Raw genomic sequence first — 24,496 nt, forward strand, 5'->3', positions numbered from 1 at the left:
GGCCCCGCCCCTGAGCACTGGCCGACCCCGCCGAGCAGGGCACCTCACCCAGACCTCATCGCGAATCGGGCATCACGGCGCGAACCGCACTCTCAGAGCCCGTACGGTGAGTGCCGGTCCATCGCCACCACCTTCCCCTCCCGTGCGTGCAGCACCAGGAACTCGCCGGGCAGCAGCAGTTCGTCCGCCGTACGGTCCGGAACCGCGAAGCCGGGGAACAGGTCCGGCAGCACCGGGCGGTGCGTGCACAGCAGTGACGGGCTGGTCCGGGACAGTGCGCTGCGGAGCACCCGGGCCGGGTCCTGGCTGCCGACGGCAGTCTGGGACAGGCTCGGGTCCATGTGCACCGGCAGTCCGTGTGCCTGGGCGAACGGAATCACACTGTCCACACAGCGTCGCGACGGCGAGGACAGAACCCGCAACTGGCCGTAGCAGTCGAGGAGTTCGGCCACCAGGCCGGCATGGATGTGACCCGCGTCCGACAGTGTGCGCTCGTCCTCAGGTCCGTGGTGCGCATCGCGCGGGGCGGCGGCGCAGTGCCGCAGGATGATCACGGGAACGGTGTCCACCTGTCCGGCGGTCATCCCGTCGAGCAGGTGGACATCCCGTTCGTACGAAAGGAGCGCGACGGCCTCGGCGGGCGGCGCCCACCACAACTCGTCGACCTCGCGGCCGGGAGTGAACCGGCCGTCGCCCAGTTGCGCCGCCCAGTAGCGGACGATCTTCAACCGGTGGCCCTTCGGGTAGGACTGCACGCCCACACTCGGCCCGAAGCGCAGGTCGAAACCGGTCTCTTCGCGCACTTCGCGCCGCGCGCCGAGCAGCGCGTGTTCGCCGATGTTCAGCTTGCCCTTGGGGAAACTCCAGTCGTCGTACCGGGGCCGGTGCACTATGCACACCTCAAGTTTCCCCGTAGGTCCGTAACGCCACGGCACCGCGCCCGCCGCCCGGATCGGCTCCTCGACCGGGGGCAGGACCTTGTCTAGTTTGGTCGGCACGGGCGTCACCTCGTTCGGATCAAGGGGACAACCAGCCCCGGACTTTGCGCTTGCCCAGTCCCGGCCACAAGCCGGCGAAGTGCTGACGCTGTGCGATTACGGAATACCGTTGCTGCGCGTGCAGTTCGGCCAGGACGAACGCGGCCGGGCCACCGATCCGCGGGGTGCCGCCGACCTCCCGTGCCACTTCGGCGGCGATCGCCGCGTCCTGGTGCAGGCCCAGGACCTGGGTGGCTTTCTTCATCCGCTCGGCCAGCCGCCGGGCGTCCTTCGAATGCGGTGCGTAAAGCTCGGCGGCATACCTGACCCGTTTGGCGTGGATCCGGGCCCGGTGCCACGTCCGGTCGTCGGTTCCGTCGTACGGAATCGCCTGCGCGAACGGCTCGGTGGCTTCTTGCAACGGCAACCGCCCCACGGCTTTGTCGAATCTGCGAACCGTACGGCCGATCATTCTCGGCACCACGACAGACGCGGGGCCGGTGGCCTCCGGGGTCAGGACCAGACCCAGTCGGGGCCTCAGCAGCCACACCTTCAATTCGGCGAACTCCGCAGAATCCAAAGCAGCCAGGGCGTTGCTGTGTCCTTCGCGCAGGTTCATCCGCAGCTGCCGTTCGACGGCCGTACGGGCCCGCGCCGTCCCCGGGCCGCGGTCCGGCAGCTCGGCAAGACCGGAAATCAGGCGTTCCAACAGGACTTCGCTGTCCCGCTCCCCGGCGAGCGCTCCGGCGAGCCACTTGAGCCGGGCCGGGAGGTCGTCCGCCGGTCCCGGTGCGAGCAGCGGCCCACAGGCGCGCAGTGTGCTGCGGATCCGGCGCGCGGCCACCCGCATCTGGTGCACTGCGTCCGGCTCACCGCTCCGCACCAGGGGCTCCAGGTCGAGCAGGGTGGCCGCCTGCGCGGTGACGTGACGAAGGAGCAGATCGGCGGCGCTGTCCACAGCCTGTGGACGGACACTGCCGTTCTCCGCCCTGCCCTTCTTGCGGGGCTTCGTCTTCGCGGTGCCGGCGGATCGTGCGGAACGTATGGATGTGGTCGACTGCTCAGTCCGGCCCACGCCTCCGCCTCCGGATGTCGATGAGGTGCTCCTGGACATCGCACAGGGGTGTGCCCTCGGGCGTCGTGGCGTGCCGGGTCCAGACGCCGTCCGGCCCCAGGCGCCAGGAGGCCGTCTCATCGTCCATCCCCAGGTCCATGAACTGGGAGAGCTGTTCTCGGTGTTGCAGGCTGCGCAGCCGCACGGTCGCCTCCACGCGCCGATCCAGGTTTCGGTGCATCAGATCCGCGCTGCCGATCCAGGCCTCCGGTGATTGATCAGACGCAGCACCGCCGTTCGCGAACACCCACACCCGTGAGTGTTCCAGGAAGCGGCCCAGGATGCTGCGGACTCTGATGTTTTCCGACAGGCCCTTGACCCCGGGGCGGAGAGCGCAGATGCCGCGCACCCACAGGTCCACCGGCACCCCCGCCCGGGACGCCAGGTAGAGCGCGTCGATCACCCGCTCGTCGACGAGCGAGTTGGTCTTCAGCCTGATGAACGCGGGCAGTCCGCGTTCGAAGTTCGCGACCTCCCGCTCGATCCGCTCGATCAGGCCGCCGCGCAGTGAGTGCGGCGCGACGAGCAGTCGCCGGAAGGACTGCGCCCGGGAGTAGCCGGACAGCCGGTTGAAGAGGTTCGACAGGTCCTCGCCGACCTGGGGGTCGGCCGTCAGCAGGCCGAAGTCCTCGTACAGGCGCGCCGTCTTCGGGTTGTAGTTGCCGGTGCCGATATGGCAGTAGCGCCGCAGGGTGTCACCCTCCCGGCGGACGACCAGTGACAGTTTGCAGTGCGTTTTCAGACCCACGACACCGTGCACCACGTGGCACCCGGCGTGCTCCAGCTTGCGCGCCCACTCGATGTTTGCGTGCTCGTCGAAACGCGCCTTCAGTTCGACGAGGACCAGGACCTGCTTGCCGGACTCGGCCGCGTCGATCAGCGCGTCCACGATCGGTGAGTCACCCGAAGTCCGGTACAGCGTCTGCTTGATGGCCAGAACGTCCGGATCGGCGGCGGCCTGTTCGAGCATGGCCTGTACGGAAGTCGCGAAGGAGTCGTACGGGTGGTGGACCAGGATGTCCCGCTTGCTCATTGCCGCGAACACGTCGGCCGCCAGGGCTGATTCGACCTCGGCCAGGTCGCGGTGCGTTCCGGCGATGAACTTCCGGAACTTCAGCTCGGGCCGGTCGAGGTCGGCGATCGCGTGCAGGCCGGTCAGGTCCAGCGGTCCGGGCAGCGGATAGACCTCCTTCTCGCTGACGCCCAGCTCACGGACCAGCAGGTCGAGGACGTGCGGATCGATGGTCTCTTCGACCTCAAGGCGTACAGGCGGCCCGAAGCGACGGCGCATCAGCTCCCGCTCCAGCGCCTGCAACAGGTTCTCCGCGTCGTCCTCCTCGACCTCCAGGTCTTCGTTCCGGGTCACCCGGAAGGTGTGGTGGCCGAGGACCTCCATGCCCGGAAAGAGGTCGCTGAGGTGTTCCGCTATGACGTCCTCAAGGGGGACGAAGCGTTCCGGGGAGGCCTCCAGGAAACGCGGCAGCAGCGGCGGGACCTTCACCCGGGCGAAGTGCTCGTTGCCGCTGCGCGGGTTGCGCACGATGACGGCGAGGTTCAGGGAAAGACCCGAGATGTACGGGAACGGATGCGCGGGGTCGACGGCCAGCGGAGTCAGTACGGGGAAGATCCGTTCCCGGAAGAGCGTGTAGAGGGACTGGTGCTCGCCCTCGGTCAGTTCGTCCCAGCGCAGCAGGAAGATCTCTTCCGCGGCGAGTCCGGGCAGCACGTCCTCGTGGAAGCAGGCCGACTGGCGGGCCATGAGCGCGCGGCTACGCGACCAGATGCCGTCCAGGACCTCCCGCGGCTGGAGGCCGCTGACCGCCCGGACCGCGATCCCGGTGGCGATGCGGCGCTTGAGGCCGGCCACCCGGACCATGAAGAACTCGTCGAGGTTCGACGCGAAGATGGCCAGAAAACGCGCCCGCTCCAGGAGCGGCGTGGCCGGATCCTCCGCGAGAGTGAGCACCCGCTCGTTGAAGGCCAGCCAACTTGCCTCGCGGTCGAGGAAGCGGTCCGGTGGCAGGCCGGAGTCGTCGTAGCCGGGAAAAGCGGGATCGTCCGCGGCCACCAGGGTCCCGGCCCCGCCTTCGGAGCCGATCGGTCCTGCGGCGGTGACTACAGGAGCCACGGTCAGATGGCGGCGTGCCCTGGCGGCGAAGGCGTCGGCGGTCATGGTCGGCCATCCTTTCGCAGTCCGGTGTCCAGTCTGCAACGGGCAACTGAACGGTAGGCGACGGCCGCCGCAAAGGGCCGCCACTGGGCTGCTACTACCCGGGCGGCGGCCCGTCGAGGCGTCCCGCACTGGTCAGTCGCGCTTGTACATCACGTCCACCGTATGCACCCGGAAGCCCAAACGCTCGTACACCCGCACCGCCGCCGAGTTGTCGGCGTCCACGTACAGCAGAACCTCAGCCGGGGACTGCCCGTCCAGATGCAGGTCGGCCAGGTGCCGCAGACCCACTGCGGTCAGGATCCGGCCCAGACCGTAACCCTGCTCGTCCGGGTCGACACCCACCACGTAGACCTCACCGAGCAGGCCGGCCCGCTCGGTGGGCGGGTGGGTCTTGGTCCAGTGGAAGCCGACGAGCTTCCTGCCGCCGTCGGCTCCTGTCTTCTCCGCGAGGAAGAAGCCGTCCGGGTCGAACCACGGCTCGGCCATCCGCCGCTTGAGGTCGTCCAGCGCCCAGCCGCCCTGCTCCGGGTGGTGCGCGAAGGACTTGGCGTTCAACGCCAGCCAGGCGCTCTCATCCAGCCCCGGGGTGAAGGTCCGCAGCGTGACGCCCGCCGGCGGCACGATCTCCGGTACGGGCGCGGAGGTGGAACGGCGCATCTGCCACAACTCGCGGAACGCGGTGAAATCGAGTGTCCGGGCCAGCTTTGTGGCCGGGGGGAGCTTCCCGTGCGCCCACACCCGCAGGCGGCCCTGCGGATCCCCGTGCCCGGCTTCTTCCAGGAGGGTGTCGACCAGCCTGCGCCCGTATCCGCGCCCCCGTACATGCGGTGCGACCACAAGCTCCCCGGACGGTCCGTCCACCGGATCGGACAGGTCGATGTGGCCGTAGCCGACCAGTTCCCCGTCGGCGCGCAACAGCACCTCGCGTACGGCCGAAGCGCCGTGCCGCAGCTCAAGGCGGGTCTGTTCGGACAAGGGAGCGACATTGTCCGTCCGGGTCGCAGTCTGGGCCAGTTCAAGGACGGCGACGACGTCCTCCGCTGTGGCGCGTACCGTCGTCTCAATCTGCACATCTACATGCTGCATGCCCATACCGTACGGCGCACGGCCCGGCAGGGGTGATGCGAGGTCGCGGGTAATTGGCGCACGGGGGTGGCGCGGGAGTGCACGGGGCGGTGACCGGGACCTGGCGTCGCTGGATCGACCATCGACATATGTGTGCTATAGCATATGTTGATGGCTCTCAAACGGACGATGGTGTACGCCGATGCTGATGACCTGGCAACCATCAAGGAGGCGGCAAGACGCGCGGGTGTGTCCGAAGCGGAAATAATCCGTGAGGCTATCCACCTGGCAGCACTGGCCAAGCGACGCTGGAACGAGCCCCTCGCTTGGGTCCAGCAGTTTGACAGCGCAGAGAGTTCCCCTGAAGCGCTTTCCGCAGCCGCCGATGACATGCGGGCTGATCGGGTCCGTGCGTACGAGGAGACCAAGCGGCGGGGAGATGCAGAAAGTTGATCGTCGTCGTGGCGGACACTTGCGCCATCCTCGCTGCTGCGGACCGCTCACACCCTGACGGTCGTGCTGCGGCTGCGGCCCTGGAGCAGGCCGGCACCATCATCATTTCGCCGCTCGTCCTCGGCGAAGTCGACTATCTCGCGCGGAGGACCGACGTTCGTGCCCGTGGTCGGATCATCGATGGGATTATCGCGGACGCGCAACGTTCCCGTGTGATCATTCCCGAGATCACTCCTGAGGTCCTTGTCGATGCGCGTTCGGTGATCCGCCGCTATGCGGGACTCGACCTAAATCTCTCCGACGCGGTGAGTATCGCGCTGGCTGCGCAATACCGTACTGATGCCGTACTGACACTTGATTACCGAGACTTCCGGACGATTCAGCCGTTGACCTCGCACAAGGCGTTCCGCCTTCTGCCTGCTGATCTGTGACCGCCGCACTGTCGAGCAGGACGTCCTCCATGCCTCAGTCGACGGTCAGCGCGGCCAGGGCGCGGATGTGCCGGGGCGGCTATCTCAGGTAGCCCTTGATGAACGCGGTGTCGACTCCCACCAGACACTCTCCGGGAAGTCCGGGGACTCCCGCAGCAGTCGTGACGCGACCTCCTGCGCTTTCAACAGCGACTCGGAGAACTCCTCGCTCATCTGCCGATCTCCTTCGTTGCATTCGCGCGGCCCAGTACCTGTGTACACCTTCTTGAAGGTCACAACCGGGTAAGCCCCGCGCCCGGAGTGCGTTGCTGGCGGTAGCTTCGGGCCCACGACCGGGCCGTTCCCTTTGGTGGATGCTCGCAGAGCGGCAGCCTGGGGTACAAAGCCGTGACGCGGCCGCCGCAGTGGGGACCGTCCGAGCCGGAGCCGGACGACCAGCAGAACCCACAGAACCAGCAGCCGTACGTGCCGCCGCAGCAGCCGTTCCCGCAGCAGGCCCCGGCGTACATCCCGCCGCAGCAACCCGCGCCCCCCGTGCCGGTCCAGGCCCCCGTGCCGTCGCCAGGCTTCGGCCCCAACCGGCAGTTCGGCCCGCCGCGTGAGCGGACGGAGCGGGTGCGGCGGCAGCGCGGCCGGCTCGCCCTCGTCGCGGTGGTCTCGTCGATCGTGCTGCTCGGCGGTTCGCTCGGGCTGGCCTACGAGTTGAGCGTGAACGTCACCGACGCCCAACTCGGCAAGGCCAAGGAGCAGGGTCAGGCACTGTGGTCGCTCAAGGAGGGCCGCGACCTGCCCAAGGGTGTGCCGGCCAAGGACGTCGTGTCGTCGTTGTACGACTACGCGCCCACCGCGGCGTGGTTCGACGGGAACACCATCGTCCACCCGGAGGCCGGGCGGATCGCCGCGTACGACCTGGACACCGGACGCACGGTCTGGGAGTTCAAGCTTCCGGCAGGGATGCGGATGTGCGCTGCGGCCAGAGGCCAGGAGGGTTCAGTCGGCGTCTTCGCGTACGGTCCGGAGAAGAAGTGCTCGTCCCTGTCGGCGATCGACATGGCCGCCCGCAAGCAGCTGTGGACGGTCGACAAGCCGCAGGACGCGCGGGGCCAGGACAGCACAGGAAAGTCGGGGGAGGCCCCGCCCGCACTTGCGGTCAGCGGCGGCACGCTCCTCCCCGACTGGGCCGACGGTCAGGCGTACGGGGTGACAAGCGGTCAGAAGCTCTGGAACGCCAGGGACACCGGGTCTGACGACTGCTCAGGAATGACGTACGTCGGCGGTGTGAACCTTGTCGGCCACGGCGAATGCGGTGGCTCCCGGGACAGCAAGGACACCGGCGAACTCGCCGCGCTGAAGGAGTATCCGGCGGCGGTCGGCGCCCACGCCCTCGGAACACGGATCTATCTCCACAACGACCGACTGTTCCTGGTGGGCGGGGTCAACGCGGCGGGCATCAAGGGCGCCACGAGTTACCAGATCATCGCGCTGAAAGGACGCCCCGCCCGAAGTGGTCGAAGCCCACATGACCGCCCGTCGGCACCAGTCCTCCCAGCGCATCCCCGTCGAACACGCCATCGCCGCGCCGAAACACTGGCGGCAGCTCAAACGGTGGCACGGACGCCGCGAGACCCTCCCCGAGACCATCGACGCGATCTGCTCCCTGGTCTCCGACCGCGCCGCCGTGCGGTGATCACTCACCAGCCGACCCGCCATGCCAGGATGCCCCGACCCTAATTACGACCCAGGTCGTTAAGCGTTCTGCTTCTCCTCGACGGGCACTGAGCGGTCCGGCGCCACAAAGCGGTAGCCGACGTTGCGGACCGTGCCGATCAGCGAGTCGTGCTCGATGCCGAGCTTCGCGCGCAGGCGCCGGACGTGGACGTCGACCGTACGGGTGCCCCCGAAGTAGTCGTAGCCCCACACCTCCTGGAGCAGCTGGGCACGGGTGAAGACCCGGCCCGGGTGCTGCGCGAGGTACTTGATCAGCTCGAACTCCTTGAAGGTCAGGTCGAGGACCCGGCCCCTGAGCTTGGCGCTGTACGTGGCCTCGTCGATGCTCAGATCGCCGTTGCGGATCTCCGTCGGCTCGTCGGCGGTGCCGTGCGACGCCGCGAGGCGGCCGATCGACAGCCGGATCCGCGCTTCGACCTCGGCCGGGCCCGCGCTGTCGAGCAGGACGTCGTCCATGCCCCAGTCGGCGGTCAGCGCCGCCAGGCCGCCTTCGGTCGTCACGAGGATCAGCGGTGAGCTGAGGCCGGTCGTCCGCAGGACCCTGCACAGGCTGCGGACCTGAGGCAGGTCGCGTCGTCCGTCCACCAGGATCACATCCGCCGGCGCGGCGTCGATGAGCGCGGCGGCCTCCGCGGGGGCGACCCGGACCTGGTGCAGCAGCAGGCCGAGCGCCGGCAGGACTTCGGCGGATGGTTGGAGTGCGTTGGTGAGAAGCAACAGCGTGCTCAACAGGGCTCCCCTCGCCCGACACGGTCGTTGGTCGCCGTGTCATTGCGGTGGTCTGCGTGCGTGCGGCAGCCAGGTCTGGTGGACCCGCCGGCCGAGAGCATCGCAGCCTCCTTGCTGTCTTTCAGATCGTGCGGTGTTCCTCATGTGCCGGGTTTCGGCGATGCCACTCCGTCGTGACACACCTCCACAAAGCACGAAAGGACCCGGGGGCACCGTCGCCCGGATCCTTCATCGCAGTCAGGATAGCTGACATGCCTTTGCAATCCGACGGCTCGGCCGAGCGTCCCGCATCCCGGACACCGTTTTCCACCGGTACACCCGAACCGTCCCGGCCTGCCCCGGGCGTGCTGTTCAGCACAGACGGCGTACGGCTCAGCGCGGTTCACTACCCGGACAACGAGGAACGCGACCTCGCGTACGTCATCGCCCACGGATTCACCGGTTCGTGGCGGCGACCGGCGGTGCAGGCCGTGATGGTCACCCTTTCGGCCTACGGCGGAGTGGTCGGGTTCGACTTCCGCGGCCACGGTGCCTCCGGCGGGATGAGTACGGTCGGCGACCGCGAGGTCCACGACGTGGACGCGGCGGTGCGGTGGGCCAGGTCACTCGGCTACCGCCGGGTCGTCACCGTCGGCTTCTCGATGGGCGGGTCCGTGGTGCTACGGCACGCCGGACTTTATCCACAGGCTGTGGACGCGGTCGTCGCCGTCAGCTCGCCGGGTCGCTGGCACTACCGCGGCACCCCGCCGATGCGGCGGGTGCACTACGCGATCGGCACCCACGTGGGCCGGGCCGTGGCCCGCTACGCGCTGGGCACGAGGATCGCATCCGGCAGCTGGGACCCGATCCCGGCCTCGCCGTCCGAACTGGCCGCGGACATCTCCCCGACGCCACTCCTCGTCGTCCACGGCGACCGCGACCCCTACTTCCCGCTCGACCATCCACAGCAGATCTTCGACGCAGCCAAGGAACCGAAGGAGCTGTGGATCGAACCGGGGATAGGACACGCGGAGACCGCAGTGGGCCCTGAGCTCCTGGCCCGCATCGCAAAGTGGGCGCAGGCTGCCGCGGCCGGGGCGTAGAACCGGCGATGACCTGGCGATTACGGTTCGGTCCCAAGCAGAGGCCATCATTGACAACGTTCGTTGAACAGCTGTCTCCCCGGGGAGAAGGAGGTCGGCCATGGCGGTCGGAACACTGCGGTACTGGGCCGCGGCCAAAGAGGCCGCAGGCGTCGCAGAGGAGCCGTACGACGCGGTGACCCTCGCCGAGGCCCTGCGGACGGCAAGCACAACGCGCCAGGGGGGGATGTTCGACCTGGTGCTGAAGCGCTCCTCGTTCCTGGTCGACAGCAACCCGGTGGGCCTGCGCGACCACGCGGACATCGTCCTCACCGAAGGCGGGACGGTCGAGGTCCTTCCGCCCTTCGCCGGCGGATGAGCGGGCGCCGCCGGCGGACGGGGCCGCCCAGCGACTCCGGTCAGCAGTACGGAAACCAGTACGGAAACCAGTACGGAAACCAGTACGGAAACCAGTACGCCCAGGACTACACCCAGGCGTACACCGAACCGGATGCGGACCCGTACGCCCACGCCGTTCCCCGGGGCCGCGCCCGGGAGCCGCTGATGCCCGGGGAGCCGGTCGAGGGCGAGGACTTCACCGGCCCCGACGGGGCACCGCTGCGCATCGTCAACGGCCGTGCGGTGCCGGCCTTCGCACCGCCGGGCCTCAAGCCCGCACTGCTCACCACCGCGCTCGCCGTGGTCATCGCGGCGACCGCGCTGACCGGCGTGCCGGCCGTGGCCGCCCTCGGAGTGGCAGTGCTCCAGGTCGCGACCGGCACCGGGTTCTTCCGGCTCAACGGCATGTGGCCGGCCCGGCAGGGCATCGCGCTGGCGGTCCTCGCCGGTATTGCCGCGGACGTGGCCCTGCTGTTCTCCGGCGGCGGCTCCCTGCGGGTGCTGCCCGGCGTGCTCGCCGGGGTGTTCGCACTGTGCGTGGTCCAGCAACTGGTCCGCCGGGACGGCCGGCCCGAACTGACGGCCGGGCTCACGGTGACCGTGTCGGCGTCCCTGCTGACCGTGCTGGTCGGGATGTACGTGCCGACTGCCGCGCTGGGTGACACCGACGCCCGGGAGGGATCGGTGGTCGCGGTGGCCGTCGTCGCCGTCGCCCTGGCCGTCCTGGCCGTCAACGTCCCGGCCCCGCCGGTCATGGCTGCCGTGCTCGCGCTGGTCCTGGCGGCCGGTGCCGGAGCGGGACTCGGCTCGGCTCTTGGGCTGGGCACTTCTGCCGCGCTCATCGGTTTCGGCGCGGGCGCGCTGGGTCTGCTCGGCCGCCGGGCCGCGGGGTACGACCACCCGTCGCGCTTTGTGCACCTGTCCGCGGGTGTCGCGCTGCCGCTCGCGTTCGTCGCGCCGGTGGCGTATCTGCTCGGCCGGGTCGTCCTGGGCTGAGCTGAACTGTTTTCCGACAAACCGGGGCGATGACCCGCATAACACCCTCGAAAGCTGCCCGCATCTCACAATGTGGGCATTTTCGTCTCGCCAGGCAATACGGGCATGACAGACGCGGTGTTACTTGCTTACAGTCGACCCCGTGAAGCGACAGGGTGAACTTACGAAGCGGCGCACAGTTGATCTGTGTCGTACCGCCGCCTGCCTCTGTCGCCTGCGCTGACGTAGCGCCGAAGCCCGGTTTGAGCCCTGGGCCACGCTGGCGCGCGTATTCAGCGCCGACCCCCGACTTCTCGGTTTTCTGAGACCGCCGTCCCATCAACCGGACGCTGCCGGTCGCGCTCGGCCCTGCCTTGCCATAAACACCACGAACACTCCCGGAGGTACTCCCATGAGCCGCACCGACGTACTCGTCGACGCCGACTGGGTCCAGGCCCACCTCGACGACCCGAAGGTCGTCCTGGTCGAGGTCGACGAGGACACCGCTGCCTACGAGAAGAACCACATCCGCGGCGCCGTCCGCATCGACTGGCGCTCGGACCTGCAGGACCCGGTCAAGCGCGACTTCGTCGACCAGGCCGGCTTCGACGCGCTGCTGTCCGCCAAGGGCATCGGGAACGACGACACCGTCGTCCTGTACGGCGGCAACAACAACTGGTTCGCGTCCTACGCGTACTGGTACTTCAAGCTCTACGGCCACCAGGACGTCAAGCTGCTCGACGGTGGCCGCAAGAAGTGGGAGCTCGACTCCCGCGAGCTGGTCGTCGAGGTGCCGGAGCGCGCCGCGGCCCAGTACAAGGCGCAGCCGCAGGACACCTCGATCCGCGCCTGGCGCGACGACGTCCTCGCCGCGATCGGCACCGTGAACCTGGTCGACGTACGGTCGCCCGACGAGTTCTCCGGCAAGCTGCTCGCCCCCGCGCACCTGCCGCAGGAGCAGTCGCAGAAGGCGGGCCACGTGCCCACCGCGAAGAACATCCCGTGGTCCAAGGCAGCCAACGACGACGGCACCTTCAAGTCCGACGACGAACTGACTGCGCTGTACGAGGGTGAGGGCGTGGACCTCGCCAAGGACACCATCGCGTACTGCAGGATCGGTGAGCGCTCCGCGCACACCTGGTTCGTACTGCACGAGCTGCTCGGCCAGGCCAACGTCCGCAACTACGACGGTTCCTGGACCGAATACGGCGCGCTGGTGGGTGTGCCGATCGAGATCGGCTCCGGCAAGTAAACACGTACAGATTCATCTGAAGGAGCAACGAATATGTGCGGTGCCAAGGCCGGCGGGCCCGATCTTGCGGGAGTTGACGTGGCGAACGAAACGATCATCCAGGGCTTTGTGACCAAGGACGGGCAGCCGATCAACGGCTACGTCCGACTGCTCGACGCGGGCGGCGACTTCACCGCCGAGGTCCCGACCTCGGCGACCGGCCAGTTCCGGTTCTTCGCCGCCCCCGGCACGTGGACGCTCCGCGCGCTCGTGCCCGGTGCGACGGTGGACCGGTCCGTCGTCGCCCAGTTGGGTGACGCGGTCGAGGTGAAGATCGCCGTCTGACCTCAAAGTCTGTCAGCGGGTCTCCTTCGGACGTACACCCACCGGGACCGCTGATCGGGGGACACAGGGGCGGGGGGGGGGGGGGGGGGGGGGGGCGGCCGCCCCCCCCCCCCCCCCCGGGGGGGGGGGGGGCGCGGGGGGGGGGGGGGGCGCCCCCCCCCCCCCCCCCCCCCCCCCGCCCCTGTCGGTATGTTCGGCCGTACGCCGGGGCAAGTGTGCCGGTACGACTCACCGACGATCAGGAGAATCGATTCCTCCTGCAGAAACGGTGTCGCCGCAGACTGCTCGCACGACGCCTCCTCCGAGGCTTCTTACGACGACCCCCTGGAGACGGAACATGGCCTGGCTGATCGTGATCTTCGCCGGAGTCCTGGAGATCGGCTTCGCGATCCTGCTGAAGCAATCCGACGGCTTCAGCAAACTGTGGCCGACCATCGGGTTCGCGGTGTGCGCGCTGGGCAGCTTCGGCCTGCTGACGTACGCCCTGAAGTCACTGGAGGTCGGCCCCGCCTACGCGGTGTGGACCGGCATCGGCGCGGCGGGCACGGCGCTCGTCGGGATATGGATCCTGGACGAGTCGTCATCAGTGCTGAAACTGGTGTCGATCGCGCTGATCCTGGCGGGCGTCGTCGGGCTGAACCTGTCGGGGATCAGCCACTGAGGCCGACGAGGCCACTGCATCAGTCGCCTCAGTAAGACGAGTGCTTGCGCGTCCGCCGCCATGATTTCCTGCACGCTGTGTCTGCCCGGGGGCGACCCCCGGACCCCCGGCAGGGCGCCTGGCTTGTTCAGTAGACGAGTGCTTGCGCGTCCCCCACCATGATTTCCTGCACGCTGTGTCTGCCCGGGGGCGACCCCCGGACCCCCGGCAGGGTGCCTGGCTTGTTCAGTAGACGAGTGCTTGCGCGTCCCCCGCCATGATTTCCTGCACGAATACTGGAGCGCCGGCGATCCGTACGCCCTCAAGGGTGTCTTCTCCACTGATGCCGCGGCGGGTCGCACACTGCGTGCACAGCGTCACCCGACCGCCGGCGAGCAACGCGTCGATGAGGTCGGGCAGCGGAGCGGCGTGCGGGAGCTCGAACTCGGCCGCCCGGCCCGGCAAGGCGAACCAGGAAGCTTCCCCGGTCAGCCACAGCGAGACGTCAAAGCCCGAGGCCAGTGCGGTCGAGGCGACGGTGAACGCCTGCGAGCAGCGCTCCGGAGCGTCGGCCCCGGCGGTCACCTTCACGATGAGGGAACGCTTGGTGGTCATAGGTAGACAGTACTGGCGAAGGCCACGCCGGTTCCGGGGGCTGAGCGGGACTGACGGCCGCGGGCTGAATAGACTGATCGCCGAACAGGTCCCTGCACTTCCCGAACTTCCGGCCCGCACACGGGACGGGGCACGAAGGAGCACCACGGCATGCATTACTTCTTCATGGCGCTGATGGGTGTCATCGGTGTGGCCACCGCGTGGTTCGCCTTCATCGTGGTGTCGCGGCTGTACAAGAACCAGTACTGAAACAAGCCCGACGGGCGGCCCGCCGTTACGCTTGGCTACGGCAACATTCCTCTCGCGCAGGCCGGATGACATGATCGAAATCCCGGACGACCTCGACCTCGACCTCGTCCCGCTCGCTTTCCTCCTCGGCACGTGGGAGGGCGTCGGTGTCGGCGACTACCCCGGCATGGAGTCCTTCCAGTTCGGCCAGCAGGTCACCTTCAGCCAGGACGGCCGCCGCTTCCTGTCCTACACCTCGCGCGCCTGGCTGCTCGACGCCGACGGCAACCGGGTCAAGAAGCTGGCCTCCGAGACGGGCTTCTGGCGCTCCCGCCTGGACCGCTCCCTCGACGTCACACTGACCCACCCGACCGGGATCGTCGAGATCTACGTCGGTGAGATCACCGACGGCCGCCCGATCGTGGAGATGCGCACCGACGTCGTAGCGCGCACCGAGGACGCCAAGGACTACGCCGCAGGACACCGGCTCTACGGCCTGGTCAAGGGCGAGCTGCTGTACTCCTTCGACATGGCCGCCATGGGACACCCCATGCAGCCGCACATGTCCGCGACGCTGAAGCGCGTCACCCCCGAAGACGCGGCGGAGTAGAACGCAGACGTACGCAGGAACGGGCCGGCCCCACGGGGTCGGCCCTTTTTTGCGCGCGGCCGGACTCCGCGCTGCCCTACCGCCTAAACTCATCGTGTGGACACCGACTGGAAGCATCAGCTGCGCGAGAAGGGCTACCGGCTCACGCCGCAGCGGGAGCTCGTCCTGGGCGCGGTGTCCACGCTCGGGCACGCGACGCCCGAAGAGATCCTCACCGAGATCCGCAAGACGGCCTCGGGGATCAACGTGTCCACCGTCTACCGAACCCTGGAGCTCCTCGAAGAGCTCGCACTGGTGACCCACACCCACCTCGGGCACGGTGCGCCGACGTACCACCCGGCCGGGCACAGCAACCACCTCCACCTGGTCTGCCGCGACTGCGACAAGGTCACCGAGGTGCCCATCGAGGCGGCCGAGCGGTTCGCCGCGAAGCTCGCCGACGGCTACGGCTTCGACCTGGACATCAAGCACTTTGCGATCTTCGGCCGCTGCGCGGACTGCACCGCGTCCGGAGGTCGCAGTTTTTCCGGCGACGCGCGGGCGCCGACCGGAGACTGAGCGGAGACTGAGCGAAGCGAAGATGTAGCGAGGACGGCGCCCGCGCTTGGAGCCGGTATCAACCAGGCCCGCAACGCCGGCGAGTAACACCGCAGTCGTACGCTGGACGACATGGAACCCACGCCCTCCGGTCGACGCAGTCCCCTGCTCTCCCTGCACGGCGCGGTCACCGCCGAAGCACCCGACTCCGGTGTCGCCGCGCACTACGGTGACCCGATGCGCGAGCAGCGCAGGCTGGACTCCGGGCAGGGGTTCACGGACCTGTCCCACCGCGAGGTCATCCGGGTCTCCGGGCCCGACCGGCTCCCATGGCTGCACGTCCTCACCACCCAGCACCTCGAACACCTGGCCCCGCACGAGGCCACCGAGGCGCTGATCCTCAGCCCCAACGGGCACATCGAATACGCGATGTACCTCGTGGACGACGGCGAGGCCGTGTGGATGCACGTCGAACCGGGCACGGCCGCGCCCATCGTCGAGTACCTCGAGAAGATGAAGTTCTGGAAGGACGTCGACGTCCAGGACGTCACCGACCAGTTCGCCGTGGTGTTCGAGCCGGTGAGCGCACCGCACGCCGAACACCTCGCACGGGTCCTCCCGTACGGCCGCGACGTCTTCCTGCCCCGCGAACTGCTGGCTTCGTACGGCACCGACCCGTCCGGAATCAGTGCTGCTTGTGGAGTCTGGGCTTATGAAGCGCTGCGCATCGCCGCGCACCGCCCCCGGCTCGGCCGGGAGACCGACCACCGCACGATCGTGCAGGAGGTCGACTGGATCCGCAGCGCCGTGCACCTGCAGAAGGGCTGCTACCGCGGCCAGGAGACGGTCGCCCGGGTGCACAACCTCGGCAAGCCGCCGCGCCGGATGGTCTTCCTGCACCTGGACGGCATGGAGGACAAGCTCCCGGCGCACGGCTCGGACGTGGTCCTGGGCGACCGCACGATCGGCTTTGTGACCTCCAGCGCCCGGCACTTCGAACTGGGCCCGATCGCGCTGGCGCTGGTGAAGCGGAACACCGCCGCCGACGCGGTGCTGACGGCTGACGGCGTCTCGGCTACGCAGGACATCATCGTGCCGCTCTGATACCGGGCTCCAAGCACAGCGTTCTCTTCTGATACCGGGCTCCAAGCACAGCGTTCTCTTCTGATACCGGGCTCCAAGCACAGCGTTCTCCTCCCGCTGCCTTCGCTTCGCTCAGGCATCGCTCGGCGCTGTGCGTCGCCCGGACTAGCCGCGGCCTCCGGCCGCGCTCCCTCGCTTCGCTCAGTCGCCTCGTGGTGGTGGCCGGTTGCTCCCTCGCTTTGGTGGCTGGATGTTTCTTTGCTTTGTGCAGTCGCTCCGTTCGGGGTTTCACATTTCCAGGATCAAAGTGTTCGGGCCGTCGTTCACCAGGGCAACGCTCATGTCCGCGCCGAAGACCCCCGTCTCCACCTTGGCGCCCAACGCCCGGAGCTCCGCGACGACCGCGTCGACCAGCGGCTCGGCGACGGGGCCCGGCGCGGCGGCGTTCCAGGTGGGGCGGCGGCCCTTGCGGGCGTCCCCATAAAGAGTGAACTGGCTGATGACCAGGAGTGGCGCCCCGATATCGGAGCAGGACTCCTCATCGGGGAGGATCCGCAGCGTCCACAACTTCGCGGCGAGCCGCTTCGCCTGTTCGGGGGTGTCGTCGTGGGTCACCCCGACCAGGACGCACAGGCCCGGACCGGTGATCGAGCCCACCACCTGCCCGGCGACGGTGACGGAAGCTTCAGTGACACGTTGGACGACGGCTCTCATGGTTCCCATTGTGGCGGACGCCAGAGTGCTGTTCCCATCTTGTATTAACGGACTCCGGTGACCCGTACGGGTGATCACCCAGCTGGCCGCGGGGTCCTCGGGATGTCCTGCCGGTGTCCACAAGGCGGGTGAATTAGCGGGTTCGAGTGAACCCGTCCGTGGAGATTCACCCGTAACCGGCACGTGACCCTGTGTTCAACGTGACACCATTCCGGTCATGGACGGCGTCGACGGCACGCACCGATACAACCACCCCGGTTCCCCCAGAGGTGACGATCACGACGGCCCCGAGAACATCAGGGCCCTGGACCTGGCGGGGATCCGCACGCTGCGGCGTGAGTCCCAGCGTGAGGAGAGCGACCTTTCTTACCTGCGAAGACTCCTACAGGGCCGGATCGACATCCTGCGCGCGGAGCTGGCCCGCCGCACCGGCGGGCTGCCCGGCCTGAGTGGCAGCGGGACCGGCCTGGTCGACCGGCTGCCGGAGATCCTCGCCGAGCACACCCGGAGTTCGACCCGCGGGGCCCGCTACGTCACGATGAACCCGCCCCGGACCGGCATGTACGCCCAACACATCGAACAACTGCTCGGTGACGTGGAGCTGTCCGACCCGGCCGCGCGCAGCGAAACCGAGCTGGTGGCTTCCCTGGACCGGCTCACCACCTATGAGCAAGAAGTCTCCGACCGGCGCCGCCGGCTGCAGCGCACGGCGGACGATTGCGCCACGGAGATCGCCCGCAGGTACCGTGAAGGTGAGGCAAAGGTGGACGATCTGCTCTCCGGCCGCTGATCCGGCGGGGGAGACGGGGCTGCCGGCCGCTTCCCCGTCCGTACCCCGGTCCGGCCCCTCCCCGCGGGGCCGTAGAGCAGAAGGCACCCGCCCGCCATGCCGTCCAGCACCGCGCCCGCTTCTCCTATCTCCGGCATACCCGACCTGCCGGTGCTCGCCGAGGTGGTCCGCTCCGGCTTCACCGAGAGTCGCCACCGCGGCAGTGTGGTCGTCCTCGACTCCGACGGCTCAGTCGCGTACAGCACGGGTGAGACCACCCGGCCGATTTACCCGCGCTCCGCCACCAAACCGGTCCAGGCGGTCGCCGCTGTGCGCGCCGGGGTCGAGCTGGACGGTGAACTCCTGGCCCTGGCCGCGGCCAGCCACTCCGGCGAACCCTTCCACCTCGACGGCGTCCGCAAGATCCTCGCCGCGTACGGCCTGGACGAATCGATGCTGCAGACACCCCCGCAGCTGCCGTACGACGAGACCGCGCGTGAGGCCTACCTGCGCTCCGGCGGACTACCGGACAAAGTCGTCATGAACTGCTCCGGCAAGCACGCCACGATGCTCGCCGCGTGCGCGGTCCGCGGCTGGTCGTCGGCGAACTACCTCGACCCGGTGCACCCGCTCCAGCAACTGGCGCTGCGCACGTTCGAAGAACTCGCCGCCGAACGTGTCGCGCACATCGGCGTCGACGGGTGCGGGGCGCCCATATTCGCGCTGAGCCTCACCGGCCTGGCGCGTTCGTTCCGGGCGATCACCGTCGCCCCGCTCGGCACCCCCGAACACCGCGTCGCCGCCGCGATGGCCGCGAACCCGGAGTTCGTCGCGGGCACGGGGCGGGTGGACACCCTGGCGATGCGCGCCGTCCCCGGCATGATCTCCAAGATGGGCGCCGAAGGCATCCAGGTCGCCGCGCTGCCCGACGGGCGCGCGCTGGCCGTGAAGGTCGAAAGCGGTGACGTCCGCACACTCGGCCCGGTGCTGGCCGCGACGCTGCGCCGGATGGGCCTGGACGCTCCCGGCTTCGCGGAGTTCGCCGAGGTGCCGCTGCTCGGCGGGGCGGTGCGGGTGGGGGAACTGCGCGCGGCGCGCCACAGCTGAGACCGAAGTTGGACGACCACTGGCTGAGCAATCGCTGACTGAGCAACCGCCGAAGGACGCCTTCCGTACGGGAAGGCGTCCTTCAGCGTTTTCATGACTGTCCGTCAATTACCTATGCATGACTGATTCCTCGTAATTCGAAGCTCCGTAACGTCTTGACCTGCAGGAACGAACGCCACTCCAGCGCAGGGAGACAGACACCATGACCGACATCAACGCCACCGAGACCGTCGAGCGCTACCTCGCAGCCTGGAACGAAACCGACGCCACCGCCCGCCGCGCACTGATCGAGAAGCTCTTCGCCGCAGACGTCGATTACACCGACCCGCTGGCGTCGGTCCAGGGCCACGACGGGCTCGACGCAGTCATCGCCGCGGTCCAGGGACAGTTCGCCGGCCTGGTACTGAGCTCCGGCGGACCGGTCGACGGGCATCACGACATCGCACGTTTCACGTGGAACCTCGGTCCGGCCGGCGGCGAGGAGATCGTGGTCGGCTTCGACGTCATCGTGATCGACGCCGACGGGAAGATCCGCCAGGTCCACGGCTTCCTCGACAAGGTGCCGGCCGGGGCCTGATCCAGGTGGCCGGGGAGGCCGGGGCAATTGTGCGGCCCGGCCTCCCCGGCCTCCCCGGCCCCGCCTGGCCTCCGCGGCTCTCCGCACCGTCGACACCGGTTTTTGAAACCCCGTACGACGCCCCTCGTAGTTCCCGCAGTGCCGAAGGGATCTGATCTTGTCCAGCACCGTGACCACGACCGCCGCTTCACCAGTCGCCTCACCGCTTGGTATACGTACTGAGGAACGGCCCTCCTGGGGTGCCCTGCTGGTGTTGCTCGCGGGGACCTTCATCTCCACCCTCGACTTCTTCATCGTCAATGTCGCGATCCCCGCCACCCAGGCCGACCTGCACGCCAGCACCGCCGCGATCCAGTGGGTCGTCGCCGGGTTCGGCCTCGCGGTCGCCGCCGGACTCATCACCGGCGGACGCCTCGGCGACATGTACGGACGCCGCAAGATGTACTCCACAGGCCTGGGGATGTTCACCGCGGCCTCGGCCGCCTGCGCCCTGGCGTACAACCCGGAATCGCTGATCATCGCCCGGATCTTCCAGGGCATCGCCGCGGCGGTGCTGATGCCGCAGGTCCTCGGGATCATCAGCGTCGTCTACACCGGGGCGCAGCGGGCCCGCGCCTTCACCGCCTACGGCCTGGCCATGGGCCTGGCCGGGGTCTTCGGCCAGCTCATCGGCGGCGCGCTCATCGAGATCAACCTGTTCGGCTCGGACTGGCGCAGCATCTACTGGATCAACGTGCCGATCGGCCTGATCGCCCTCGCCTTCACCAACCGCACCGTGCCCGAGTCCCGGGGCACCGGCGGCACCAGGCTCGATCTGGTCGGCACCGTCCTGGTGACCCTCGGCCTGGTGGCCGTCACCCTCCCGCTCGTCCAGGGCCGCGAGCAGGGCTGGCCGCTGTGGACCTGGCTGTCGCTGGCCGCCTCCGTGGTGCTGCTCGCCGTCTTCGCCGCCTACCAGCGCAGCCTCGGCCGGACCGGCGGTTCTCCGCTGATCGACATGACGATGTTCAAGGAACGCTCCTTCTCCGCCGGTAGCGCCATCTCGCTCGTCTACTCCCTCTCCGCCGCCTCGTTCTTCCTGATCCTGGCGCTCTACCTCCAGCAGGGCCACGGGATGTCGGCGCTGAACTCGGGCCTGCTGTTCATCTCGCTCGGCGCCCCCTACCTGCTGGCCGCCGGCGCCGCGGAGAAGCTCGCGGTCAAGCTCGGCCGCCAGGTCCTCGCCCTGGGAGCGCTGGTCCAGGCCGTCGGCTGCCTGGCGCTGGCCGAGGCCACGTACGACATCGGCGGGACCGGCTCGGTCGGCCTGCTCATCCCGGGCCTGGCGCTGGTCGGCATCGGAATGGGATTCGCGATGCCGCCGATGGCCGCCATCGTCCTCGCCGGTGTGACGCCCCGTCACGCCGGTGCCGCATCCGGGGTGTTGTCCACCGCGCAGCAGGTCGGTGGAGCCCTCGGGGTCGCCCTGGTCGGGATCGTCTTCTACAACGCACTCGGTGACGCCCCGGTGGCCAACGATGTGGCACACGCCTTCACTTGGGGTCTGGTTCCGGCGGCGGTCTTCTGCGCCGCGACGGCGGTCCTGGTGCAGCTGCTGCCGAAGACGAAGACCGACAGCTGAACCGGTCGAGCTCTGACTGACACACCGGCTGCGGGCCTCGGAGGGGACGATTCCCTCCGGGGCCCGCCGCATGTCCTTAGCTGCCCCATGTCCTCCTACGGCGTACGGATTTCCCGTACGCCCAGGTCAGACGTCGTAGTTGAAGCCGAAGATCCGCGCTCCGGTCTCGGTCCGCGGCCGGTGGCTGGAACCCGGTTCGAGCGAGACATACGTACCAGGGCCTTGTCGGACGTCCCCTTCGATGACTTCGCCCTCGGCGACGAAGTAGGCCTCACCCAGGCCGACGTGGGTGTCGACCGCCGGCCACTGGCTGCCCGGCGCCATGTCGACGACCCAGGGCCGTATCGAGTCGGTGCCCGGAAGCATCCGCACGACAACTCCCGGGCCGATGTCTGCGGGCTCGACCTCCCTGGTGTCCACCTGGATGATCTGGCCGGTTTCGGAAAGCGTCTGTTCGGTTGTGGTCATCTGCTCATACTTGCCAAAATCCTTCGCTGCGCAAGGAGATTCGGGTTACAGGGAGTCCATGATTGCGACAAGTTCCCCGCGGGATGTGACGTCCAGTTTCGGATAGGCCTTGTAGAGGTGGTGGCCCACGGTCCGCGGGCTGAGGAAGAGCTGCGCTGCGATGTCCTTGTTGGACAGGCCCTTTGCCGCGAGCCGGACGATCTGGAGCTCCTGTGAGGTGAGAGTGGCCAGCGCGCCGGTCTCCTGGCTCTGGCGGCTCTGGCGGCTCCGTGCGGCGACGGAACCGCCGGTAGCGGCGAGTTCAGTGCGGGCACGGTCCGCCCAGGAGGTGGTGCCGAGGAGTTCGAAGGCCTCCAATGCGCTGCTCAGGTGACCGCGCGCCTCGGCCTTGCGGCGGGCCCGGCGCAGCCACTCCCCGAAGAGCAGTGCCGTACGGGCCTGTTCCAGCGGCCGGCGGTCCTGTTCGTGCAGTTTCAGCGCGTGCCTGAAGTGCGCTTCGGCTTCCTCGTCCGGGCCGAGCAGAGCCTGACAGCGCAGGACAAGCGCGTCCGCCCACGGCTGGCGGACACGGGTGGCCCAGACTTCGAAGCGCGCGAAGTGCCGTGCCGAACGGTCGGGTTCGTTGATCCGTACGGCCGACTCGACCAGGTCGGGCGTGCTGCGGACCGCACACAGGTGGTGGTTGAGCGGGTTCCGGGTCAGCGGTTCGAGCCGGGTCAGCGCCGACTCCGCGCGGCCCAGGCCGAGGTCGAGCAGCCCGAGCGCCCAGTAGGCCCATGGTGTGCCCGGGGCCATCGCCGCGCCGGTGCCGCCCGTCAGCGCCGCTTCGGCGCGCCGGTGGCACTCCTGTTCATCGCCGTTGACCCCGGCGAGATAGGCCAGCACGCTGGAGAACTGGCTGATCCACTGCTGCTGCCCGGTGTCCTGGGATATCCGCAGGGCCTCCGTCGCGCTGGCGAGCGCGTCGCGGTGCCGGCCTTCGAAGACCTCCGCCTCGGCCATGAAGAACAGGATCGTGGGCAGCCTGGCCAGCCCGCCGCTGGTGCGGTTCTCCTCGGCGAGCGAACTGGCGAGCGTGTGCGCCGCACTGTCCTGCCCGATGGACAGGCCCGCCCCGCAGGCCATCATCAGGTCGCCGGTGTCGGTGTCCGGATGGCGGCGGAACTCCTGAGCGGCGGAGCTGAGTTGTGGCGTTTTGTCGGTGCCGAAGGCGCCGGCCAGGAAGTGGGCGACCGGGGTGACCGCGGCTTCGGCGGGCAACGCCGGAAGGAGTTCCGCGATCCGGTCCACGGTGTCGGTGACCGATCGCTCGCCGAGATACCAGGCGGTGTGCACGGCCTGGATCAACAGTCGCGCGGCGTCCTGCGGTTCGGCCTTCGAGGCGCCGTCGAGCAGTTGCCGGTGCGCGGCGGGGAAGGAACCCTGCCGGAAATCAGCCAGGGCGAGGACGCCGTTGAGCGCGGCGTGTATCCGTACGTCGGCGGTCTGCTGTTTTGCCCGTTCGGCAAACTCCCTTGCCTTGTCGAGCTGTCCGGCCTCGGAACACGCCTGGGCGGCGGCGACCAGGCGGCGGACCAACGCGCCGGGGTCGGAAGTCAGCCGTACGGAACGCTCGAAGGCCAGCGCCGCAGCGGCGTGCCCGCTGCGTTCGCGGGCGCGACCAGCGGTGTCTTCCAGGGCGGTGGCCGCCGCTTCGTCGGTGCCGGTGGTTGCGGCGGCCAGGTGCCAGGCCCGCTGGTCGGCGTGGTCGGGGGAGTCCAGCGCGTCGGCGAGCGCCCGGTGCACGGCAAGCCGCCGGCCGGTCGGCGCCCGCTGGTAGACCGCTGCCCGGATCAGCGGGTGACGGAAGGTCAGCTGGCCGTCGGCGACCCGTACGAGATCTGCTTCTTCGGCGGGGGAGAGCGTCGCGATGGCGGCTCCGGCCGCCCGCAGGATGGTCCCCAGGTCGCCGCTCACCTCGGCTGCGGCAGTCAGCAGCAGATCCTGGGTGCTCGGCGGGAGTCGGCTCACCTGCCCGTGGAACGCGATCTGGAGCCGGCTGGTCAACGGCATCGAGCCCGGACTGCCGTGGCCGTCCGGGGAGCGGCCCGCGTACCCCTGGTCGAAGATTTTGGTCAGTTCGAGCAGCGCGAGGGGGTTGCCGCCGGCCTCGACAAGGACGCGGTAGCGCTGTGTCGGAGTCAGCGCCCCGGTCTGTGCGTCGAGCAGTCCTGCGGAGTCCCGCGGGCCCAGTCCGGTCAACCGCAGCTCGGGCAATCCCCGTGCGGGGAACGTGCCTTCGCCGTCACGGGCCGCGAAAAGCAGGGCTATGCCCTCGGAGTGCAGCCGTCGCGCGGCGAAGACCAGAGCGTCGGCGGAGGCGCGGTCCAGCCACTGGGCGTCGTCCACGGCACACAGGAGTGGACCGTCCCCCGCGTACTCCGCGAGCAGGGACAGTACGGCCAGGCCGATGAACATCGGATCCGGCGCGGCGGACGCGGCACTGAGCCCGAACGCGGACTCCAGCGCCCGGCGTTGGGGTTGGGGCAGTTCGGCGATGCCACCGAGGGCCGGGAGCAGGAGAAGGTTCAGTCCGGCGTACGGAAGTTCTGCTTCGTACTCGATTCCGACGGCACGGATCACCTTCATGCCGTCGGCCGCTGTCAGCGCGTGTCCGAGCAGCTCTGATTTCCCGATGCCCGCTTCGCCGCGCAGGACCAGCACCCCGCTGGTCCCCACGCGGGCGCCGGCGAGCAGGTTTTCCACGGCGGTGAGTTCGGCTTGTCGCCCGTACAGGCCCTTGGTGGTCACAACGGGCATGCTAACGACCAGTTGTGCCGTGGGGTCAGGGATTACGGGTCCGGGGT

The 24,496-nt window shown here is 68.9% G+C and carries 27 protein-coding genes; 17 read left to right on the forward strand and 10 right to left on the reverse strand.

Annotated elements, in window-relative coordinates:
- Positions 1-92 precede the first annotated feature (92 nt).
- From AC0Z36_RS23060 to mshD, 4 genes are all read right to left on the reverse strand, one after another.
- Positions 93-998 carry an NUDIX hydrolase gene (locus AC0Z36_RS23060; protein WP_485464922.1) on the reverse strand — a complete coding sequence of 302 codons (906 nt, stop codon included), beginning with the start codon at positions 996-998 and terminating at the stop codon, positions 93-95.
- A 19-nt stretch (positions 999-1,017) separates the two neighbouring features.
- Positions 1,018-2,052 (reverse strand): CHAD domain-containing protein, encoded by a 1,035-nt coding sequence (locus tag AC0Z36_RS23065; RefSeq protein ID WP_485464923.1) that lies wholly within the window; start codon positions 2,050-2,052, stop codon positions 1,018-1,020.
- Positions 2,039-4,264, reverse strand: coding sequence for an RNA degradosome polyphosphate kinase (locus AC0Z36_RS23070; RefSeq protein ID WP_485464924.1), 2,226 nt, complete (start codon positions 4,262-4,264; stop codon positions 2,039-2,041). Before AC0Z36_RS23070 ends, AC0Z36_RS23065 begins: the two co-directional genes overlap by 14 nt.
- A 132-nt stretch (positions 4,265-4,396) precedes the next feature.
- Positions 4,397-5,404, reverse strand: coding sequence for a mycothiol synthase (gene mshD, locus AC0Z36_RS23075; protein ID WP_485464965.1), 1,008 nt, complete (start codon positions 5,402-5,404; stop codon positions 4,397-4,399).
- 96 nt (positions 5,405-5,500) lie between these two features.
- Here mshD and AC0Z36_RS23080 point away from each other — a divergent pair, with 96 nt between their 5' ends.
- Positions 5,501-5,782 carry a ribbon-helix-helix domain-containing protein gene (locus AC0Z36_RS23080; RefSeq protein WP_485464925.1) on the forward strand — a complete coding sequence of 94 codons (282 nt, stop codon included), beginning with the start codon at positions 5,501-5,503 and terminating at the stop codon, positions 5,780-5,782.
- The gene (locus AC0Z36_RS23085; RefSeq protein WP_485464926.1) at positions 5,779-6,213 is read left to right on the forward strand and encodes a type II toxin-antitoxin system VapC family toxin; all 435 of its coding nucleotides are present in this window, start codon (positions 5,779-5,781) and stop codon (positions 6,211-6,213) included. Before AC0Z36_RS23080 ends, AC0Z36_RS23085 begins: the two co-directional genes overlap by 4 nt.
- An 84-nt stretch (positions 6,214-6,297) precedes the next feature.
- Here the strand turns inward: AC0Z36_RS23085 and AC0Z36_RS23090 are convergent, their stop codons facing one another.
- Positions 6,298-6,426, reverse strand: a complete 129-nt coding sequence (locus tag AC0Z36_RS23090; protein WP_485464927.1) for a hypothetical protein — start codon at positions 6,424-6,426, stop codon at positions 6,298-6,300.
- Between the two features lie 174 nt (positions 6,427-6,600).
- Between AC0Z36_RS23090 and AC0Z36_RS23095 the strand changes: the two genes are divergently transcribed.
- Positions 6,601-7,944: a PQQ-binding-like beta-propeller repeat protein gene (locus AC0Z36_RS23095; RefSeq protein ID WP_485464928.1), complete on the forward strand. Its 1,344-nt coding sequence runs from the start codon at positions 6,601-6,603 to the stop codon at positions 7,942-7,944.
- A 15-nt stretch (positions 7,945-7,959) separates the two neighbouring features.
- On the opposite strand, the gene AC0Z36_RS23100 is transcribed toward AC0Z36_RS23095, so the two are convergent.
- Entirely contained in the window at positions 7,960-8,670 is a 711-nt protein-coding gene (locus AC0Z36_RS23100; protein WP_485464929.1) for a winged helix-turn-helix domain-containing protein, read from the reverse strand.
- A gap of 344 nt (positions 8,671-9,014) precedes the next feature.
- On the opposite strand from AC0Z36_RS23100, the gene AC0Z36_RS23105 reads away from it, so the two are divergent.
- The 7 genes from AC0Z36_RS23105 (at position 9,015) to AC0Z36_RS23135 (ending at position 13,342) form a co-directional block, all read left to right on the forward strand.
- Positions 9,015-9,752: an alpha/beta hydrolase gene (locus tag AC0Z36_RS23105; RefSeq protein ID WP_485464930.1), complete on the forward strand. Its 738-nt coding sequence runs from the start codon at positions 9,015-9,017 to the stop codon at positions 9,750-9,752.
- Between the two features lie 100 nt (positions 9,753-9,852).
- On the forward strand, positions 9,853-10,110 hold the full coding sequence (locus tag AC0Z36_RS23110; protein ID WP_485464931.1) for a MoaD/ThiS family protein: 258 nt from the start codon (positions 9,853-9,855) through the stop codon (positions 10,108-10,110).
- Positions 10,107-11,126 carry a hypothetical protein gene (locus AC0Z36_RS23115; protein WP_485464932.1) on the forward strand — a complete coding sequence of 340 codons (1,020 nt, stop codon included), beginning with the start codon at positions 10,107-10,109 and terminating at the stop codon, positions 11,124-11,126. Before AC0Z36_RS23110 ends, AC0Z36_RS23115 begins: the two co-directional genes overlap by 4 nt.
- Before the next feature lie 142 nt (positions 11,127-11,268).
- Positions 11,269-11,349 carry a putative leader peptide gene (locus AC0Z36_RS23120; RefSeq protein ID WP_485464966.1) on the forward strand — a complete coding sequence of 27 codons (81 nt, stop codon included), beginning with the start codon at positions 11,269-11,271 and terminating at the stop codon, positions 11,347-11,349.
- Between the two features lie 168 nt (positions 11,350-11,517).
- Positions 11,518-12,357, forward strand: coding sequence for a sulfurtransferase (locus AC0Z36_RS23125; protein ID WP_485464933.1), 840 nt, complete (start codon positions 11,518-11,520; stop codon positions 12,355-12,357).
- A 33-nt stretch (positions 12,358-12,390) separates the two neighbouring features.
- Positions 12,391-12,681 (forward strand): DUF1416 domain-containing protein, encoded by a 291-nt coding sequence (locus AC0Z36_RS23130; protein ID WP_485464934.1) that lies wholly within the window; start codon positions 12,391-12,393, stop codon positions 12,679-12,681.
- A 337-nt stretch (positions 12,682-13,018) separates the two neighbouring features.
- Positions 13,019-13,342 (forward strand): DMT family transporter, encoded by a 324-nt coding sequence (locus AC0Z36_RS23135; protein WP_485464935.1) that lies wholly within the window; start codon positions 13,019-13,021, stop codon positions 13,340-13,342.
- A 225-nt stretch (positions 13,343-13,567) separates the two neighbouring features.
- On the opposite strand, the gene AC0Z36_RS23140 is transcribed toward AC0Z36_RS23135, so the two are convergent.
- Positions 13,568-13,936 carry a DsrE family protein gene (locus AC0Z36_RS23140; RefSeq protein ID WP_485464936.1) on the reverse strand — a complete coding sequence of 123 codons (369 nt, stop codon included), beginning with the start codon at positions 13,934-13,936 and terminating at the stop codon, positions 13,568-13,570.
- Between the two features lie 319 nt (positions 13,937-14,255).
- Here AC0Z36_RS23140 and AC0Z36_RS23145 point away from each other — a divergent pair, with 319 nt between their 5' ends.
- The 3 genes from AC0Z36_RS23145 (at position 14,256) to ygfZ (ending at position 16,415) form a co-directional block, all read left to right on the forward strand.
- Positions 14,256-14,774 carry a heme-binding beta-barrel domain-containing protein gene (locus AC0Z36_RS23145; protein WP_485464937.1) on the forward strand — a complete coding sequence of 173 codons (519 nt, stop codon included), beginning with the start codon at positions 14,256-14,258 and terminating at the stop codon, positions 14,772-14,774.
- Between the two features lie 96 nt (positions 14,775-14,870).
- A complete protein-coding gene (locus AC0Z36_RS23150; protein ID WP_485464938.1) occupies positions 14,871-15,332 on the forward strand; it encodes a Fur family transcriptional regulator in 462 nt (153 codons plus the stop codon).
- Between the two features lie 111 nt (positions 15,333-15,443).
- Entirely contained in the window at positions 15,444-16,415 is a 972-nt protein-coding gene (gene ygfZ / locus AC0Z36_RS23155) for a CAF17-like 4Fe-4S cluster assembly/insertion protein YgfZ (RefSeq protein ID WP_485464939.1), read from the forward strand.
- Positions 16,416-16,682: 267 nt separating this feature from the next.
- Here ygfZ and dtd read toward each other — a convergent pair whose 3' ends face one another.
- Positions 16,683-17,108, reverse strand: a complete 426-nt coding sequence (dtd, locus tag AC0Z36_RS23160; protein WP_485464940.1) for a D-aminoacyl-tRNA deacylase — start codon at positions 17,106-17,108, stop codon at positions 16,683-16,685.
- A 217-nt stretch (positions 17,109-17,325) separates the two neighbouring features.
- Here dtd and AC0Z36_RS23165 point away from each other — a divergent pair, with 217 nt between their 5' ends.
- From AC0Z36_RS23165 to AC0Z36_RS23180, 4 genes are all read left to right on the forward strand, one after another.
- Positions 17,326-17,898, forward strand: coding sequence for an RsiG family protein (locus AC0Z36_RS23165; protein WP_485464941.1), 573 nt, complete (start codon positions 17,326-17,328; stop codon positions 17,896-17,898).
- A gap of 96 nt (positions 17,899-17,994) precedes the next feature.
- Positions 17,995-18,984 carry an asparaginase gene (locus AC0Z36_RS23170; RefSeq protein ID WP_485464942.1) on the forward strand — a complete coding sequence of 330 codons (990 nt, stop codon included), beginning with the start codon at positions 17,995-17,997 and terminating at the stop codon, positions 18,982-18,984.
- Between the two features lie 202 nt (positions 18,985-19,186).
- Entirely contained in the window at positions 19,187-19,561 is a 375-nt protein-coding gene (locus AC0Z36_RS23175; RefSeq protein ID WP_485464943.1) for a nuclear transport factor 2 family protein, read from the forward strand.
- A 157-nt stretch (positions 19,562-19,718) separates the two neighbouring features.
- On the forward strand, positions 19,719-21,182 hold the full coding sequence (locus tag AC0Z36_RS23180; RefSeq protein WP_485464944.1) for an MFS transporter: 1,464 nt from the start codon (positions 19,719-19,721) through the stop codon (positions 21,180-21,182).
- Between the two features lie 126 nt (positions 21,183-21,308).
- Here AC0Z36_RS23180 and AC0Z36_RS23185 read toward each other — a convergent pair whose 3' ends face one another.
- Entirely contained in the window at positions 21,309-21,650 is a 342-nt protein-coding gene (locus AC0Z36_RS23185; protein WP_485464945.1) for a cupin domain-containing protein, read from the reverse strand.
- A gap of 45 nt (positions 21,651-21,695) precedes the next feature.
- The gene (locus tag AC0Z36_RS23190) at positions 21,696-24,440 is read right to left on the reverse strand and encodes a helix-turn-helix transcriptional regulator (RefSeq protein WP_485464946.1); all 2,745 of its coding nucleotides are present in this window, start codon (positions 24,438-24,440) and stop codon (positions 21,696-21,698) included.
- Positions 24,441-24,496 lie beyond the last annotated feature (56 nt).

The sequence above is a fragment of the Kitasatospora sp. UYEF31 genome, from assembly GCF_057291755.1.

Bases quoted from the DNA above. Each gene is read 5' to 3' on its own strand.
- AC0Z36_RS23130 (WP_485464934.1), top strand. From the start codon at position 12,391: ATGTGCGGTGCCAAGGCCGGCGGGCCCGATCTTGCGGGAGTTGACGTG.
- AC0Z36_RS23175 (WP_485464943.1), top strand. From the start codon at position 19,187: ATGACCGACATCAACGCCACCGAGACCGTCGAGCGCTACCTCGCAGCC.
- AC0Z36_RS23110 (WP_485464931.1), top strand. From the start codon at position 9,853: ATGGCGGTCGGAACACTGCGGTACTGGGCCGCGGCCAAAGAGGCCGCA.
- AC0Z36_RS23140 (WP_485464936.1), bottom strand. From the start codon at position 13,936: ATGACCACCAAGCGTTCCCTCATCGTGAAGGTGACCGCCGGGGCCGAC.
- AC0Z36_RS23090 (WP_485464927.1), bottom strand. From the start codon at position 6,426: ATGAGCGAGGAGTTCTCCGAGTCGCTGTTGAAAGCGCAGGAGGTCGCG.
- AC0Z36_RS23135 (WP_485464935.1), top strand. From the start codon at position 13,019: ATGGCCTGGCTGATCGTGATCTTCGCCGGAGTCCTGGAGATCGGCTTC.
- AC0Z36_RS23185 (WP_485464945.1), bottom strand. From the start codon at position 21,650: ATGACCACAACCGAACAGACGCTTTCCGAAACCGGCCAGATCATCCAG.
- AC0Z36_RS23165 (WP_485464941.1), top strand. From the start codon at position 17,326: ATGGACGGCGTCGACGGCACGCACCGATACAACCACCCCGGTTCCCCC.
- AC0Z36_RS23145 (WP_485464937.1), top strand. From the start codon at position 14,256: ATGATCGAAATCCCGGACGACCTCGACCTCGACCTCGTCCCGCTCGCT.
- AC0Z36_RS23170 (WP_485464942.1), top strand. From the start codon at position 17,995: ATGCCGTCCAGCACCGCGCCCGCTTCTCCTATCTCCGGCATACCCGAC.
- AC0Z36_RS23115 (WP_485464932.1), top strand. From the start codon at position 10,107: ATGAGCGGGCGCCGCCGGCGGACGGGGCCGCCCAGCGACTCCGGTCAG.
- AC0Z36_RS23070 (WP_485464924.1), bottom strand. From the start codon at position 4,264: ATGACCGCCGACGCCTTCGCCGCCAGGGCACGCCGCCATCTGACCGTG.
- ygfZ (WP_485464939.1), top strand. From the start codon at position 15,444: ATGGAACCCACGCCCTCCGGTCGACGCAGTCCCCTGCTCTCCCTGCAC.
- AC0Z36_RS23125 (WP_485464933.1), top strand. From the start codon at position 11,518: ATGAGCCGCACCGACGTACTCGTCGACGCCGACTGGGTCCAGGCCCAC.
- AC0Z36_RS23080 (WP_485464925.1), top strand. From the start codon at position 5,501: ATGGCTCTCAAACGGACGATGGTGTACGCCGATGCTGATGACCTGGCA.
- dtd (WP_485464940.1), bottom strand. From the start codon at position 17,108: ATGAGAGCCGTCGTCCAACGTGTCACTGAAGCTTCCGTCACCGTCGCC.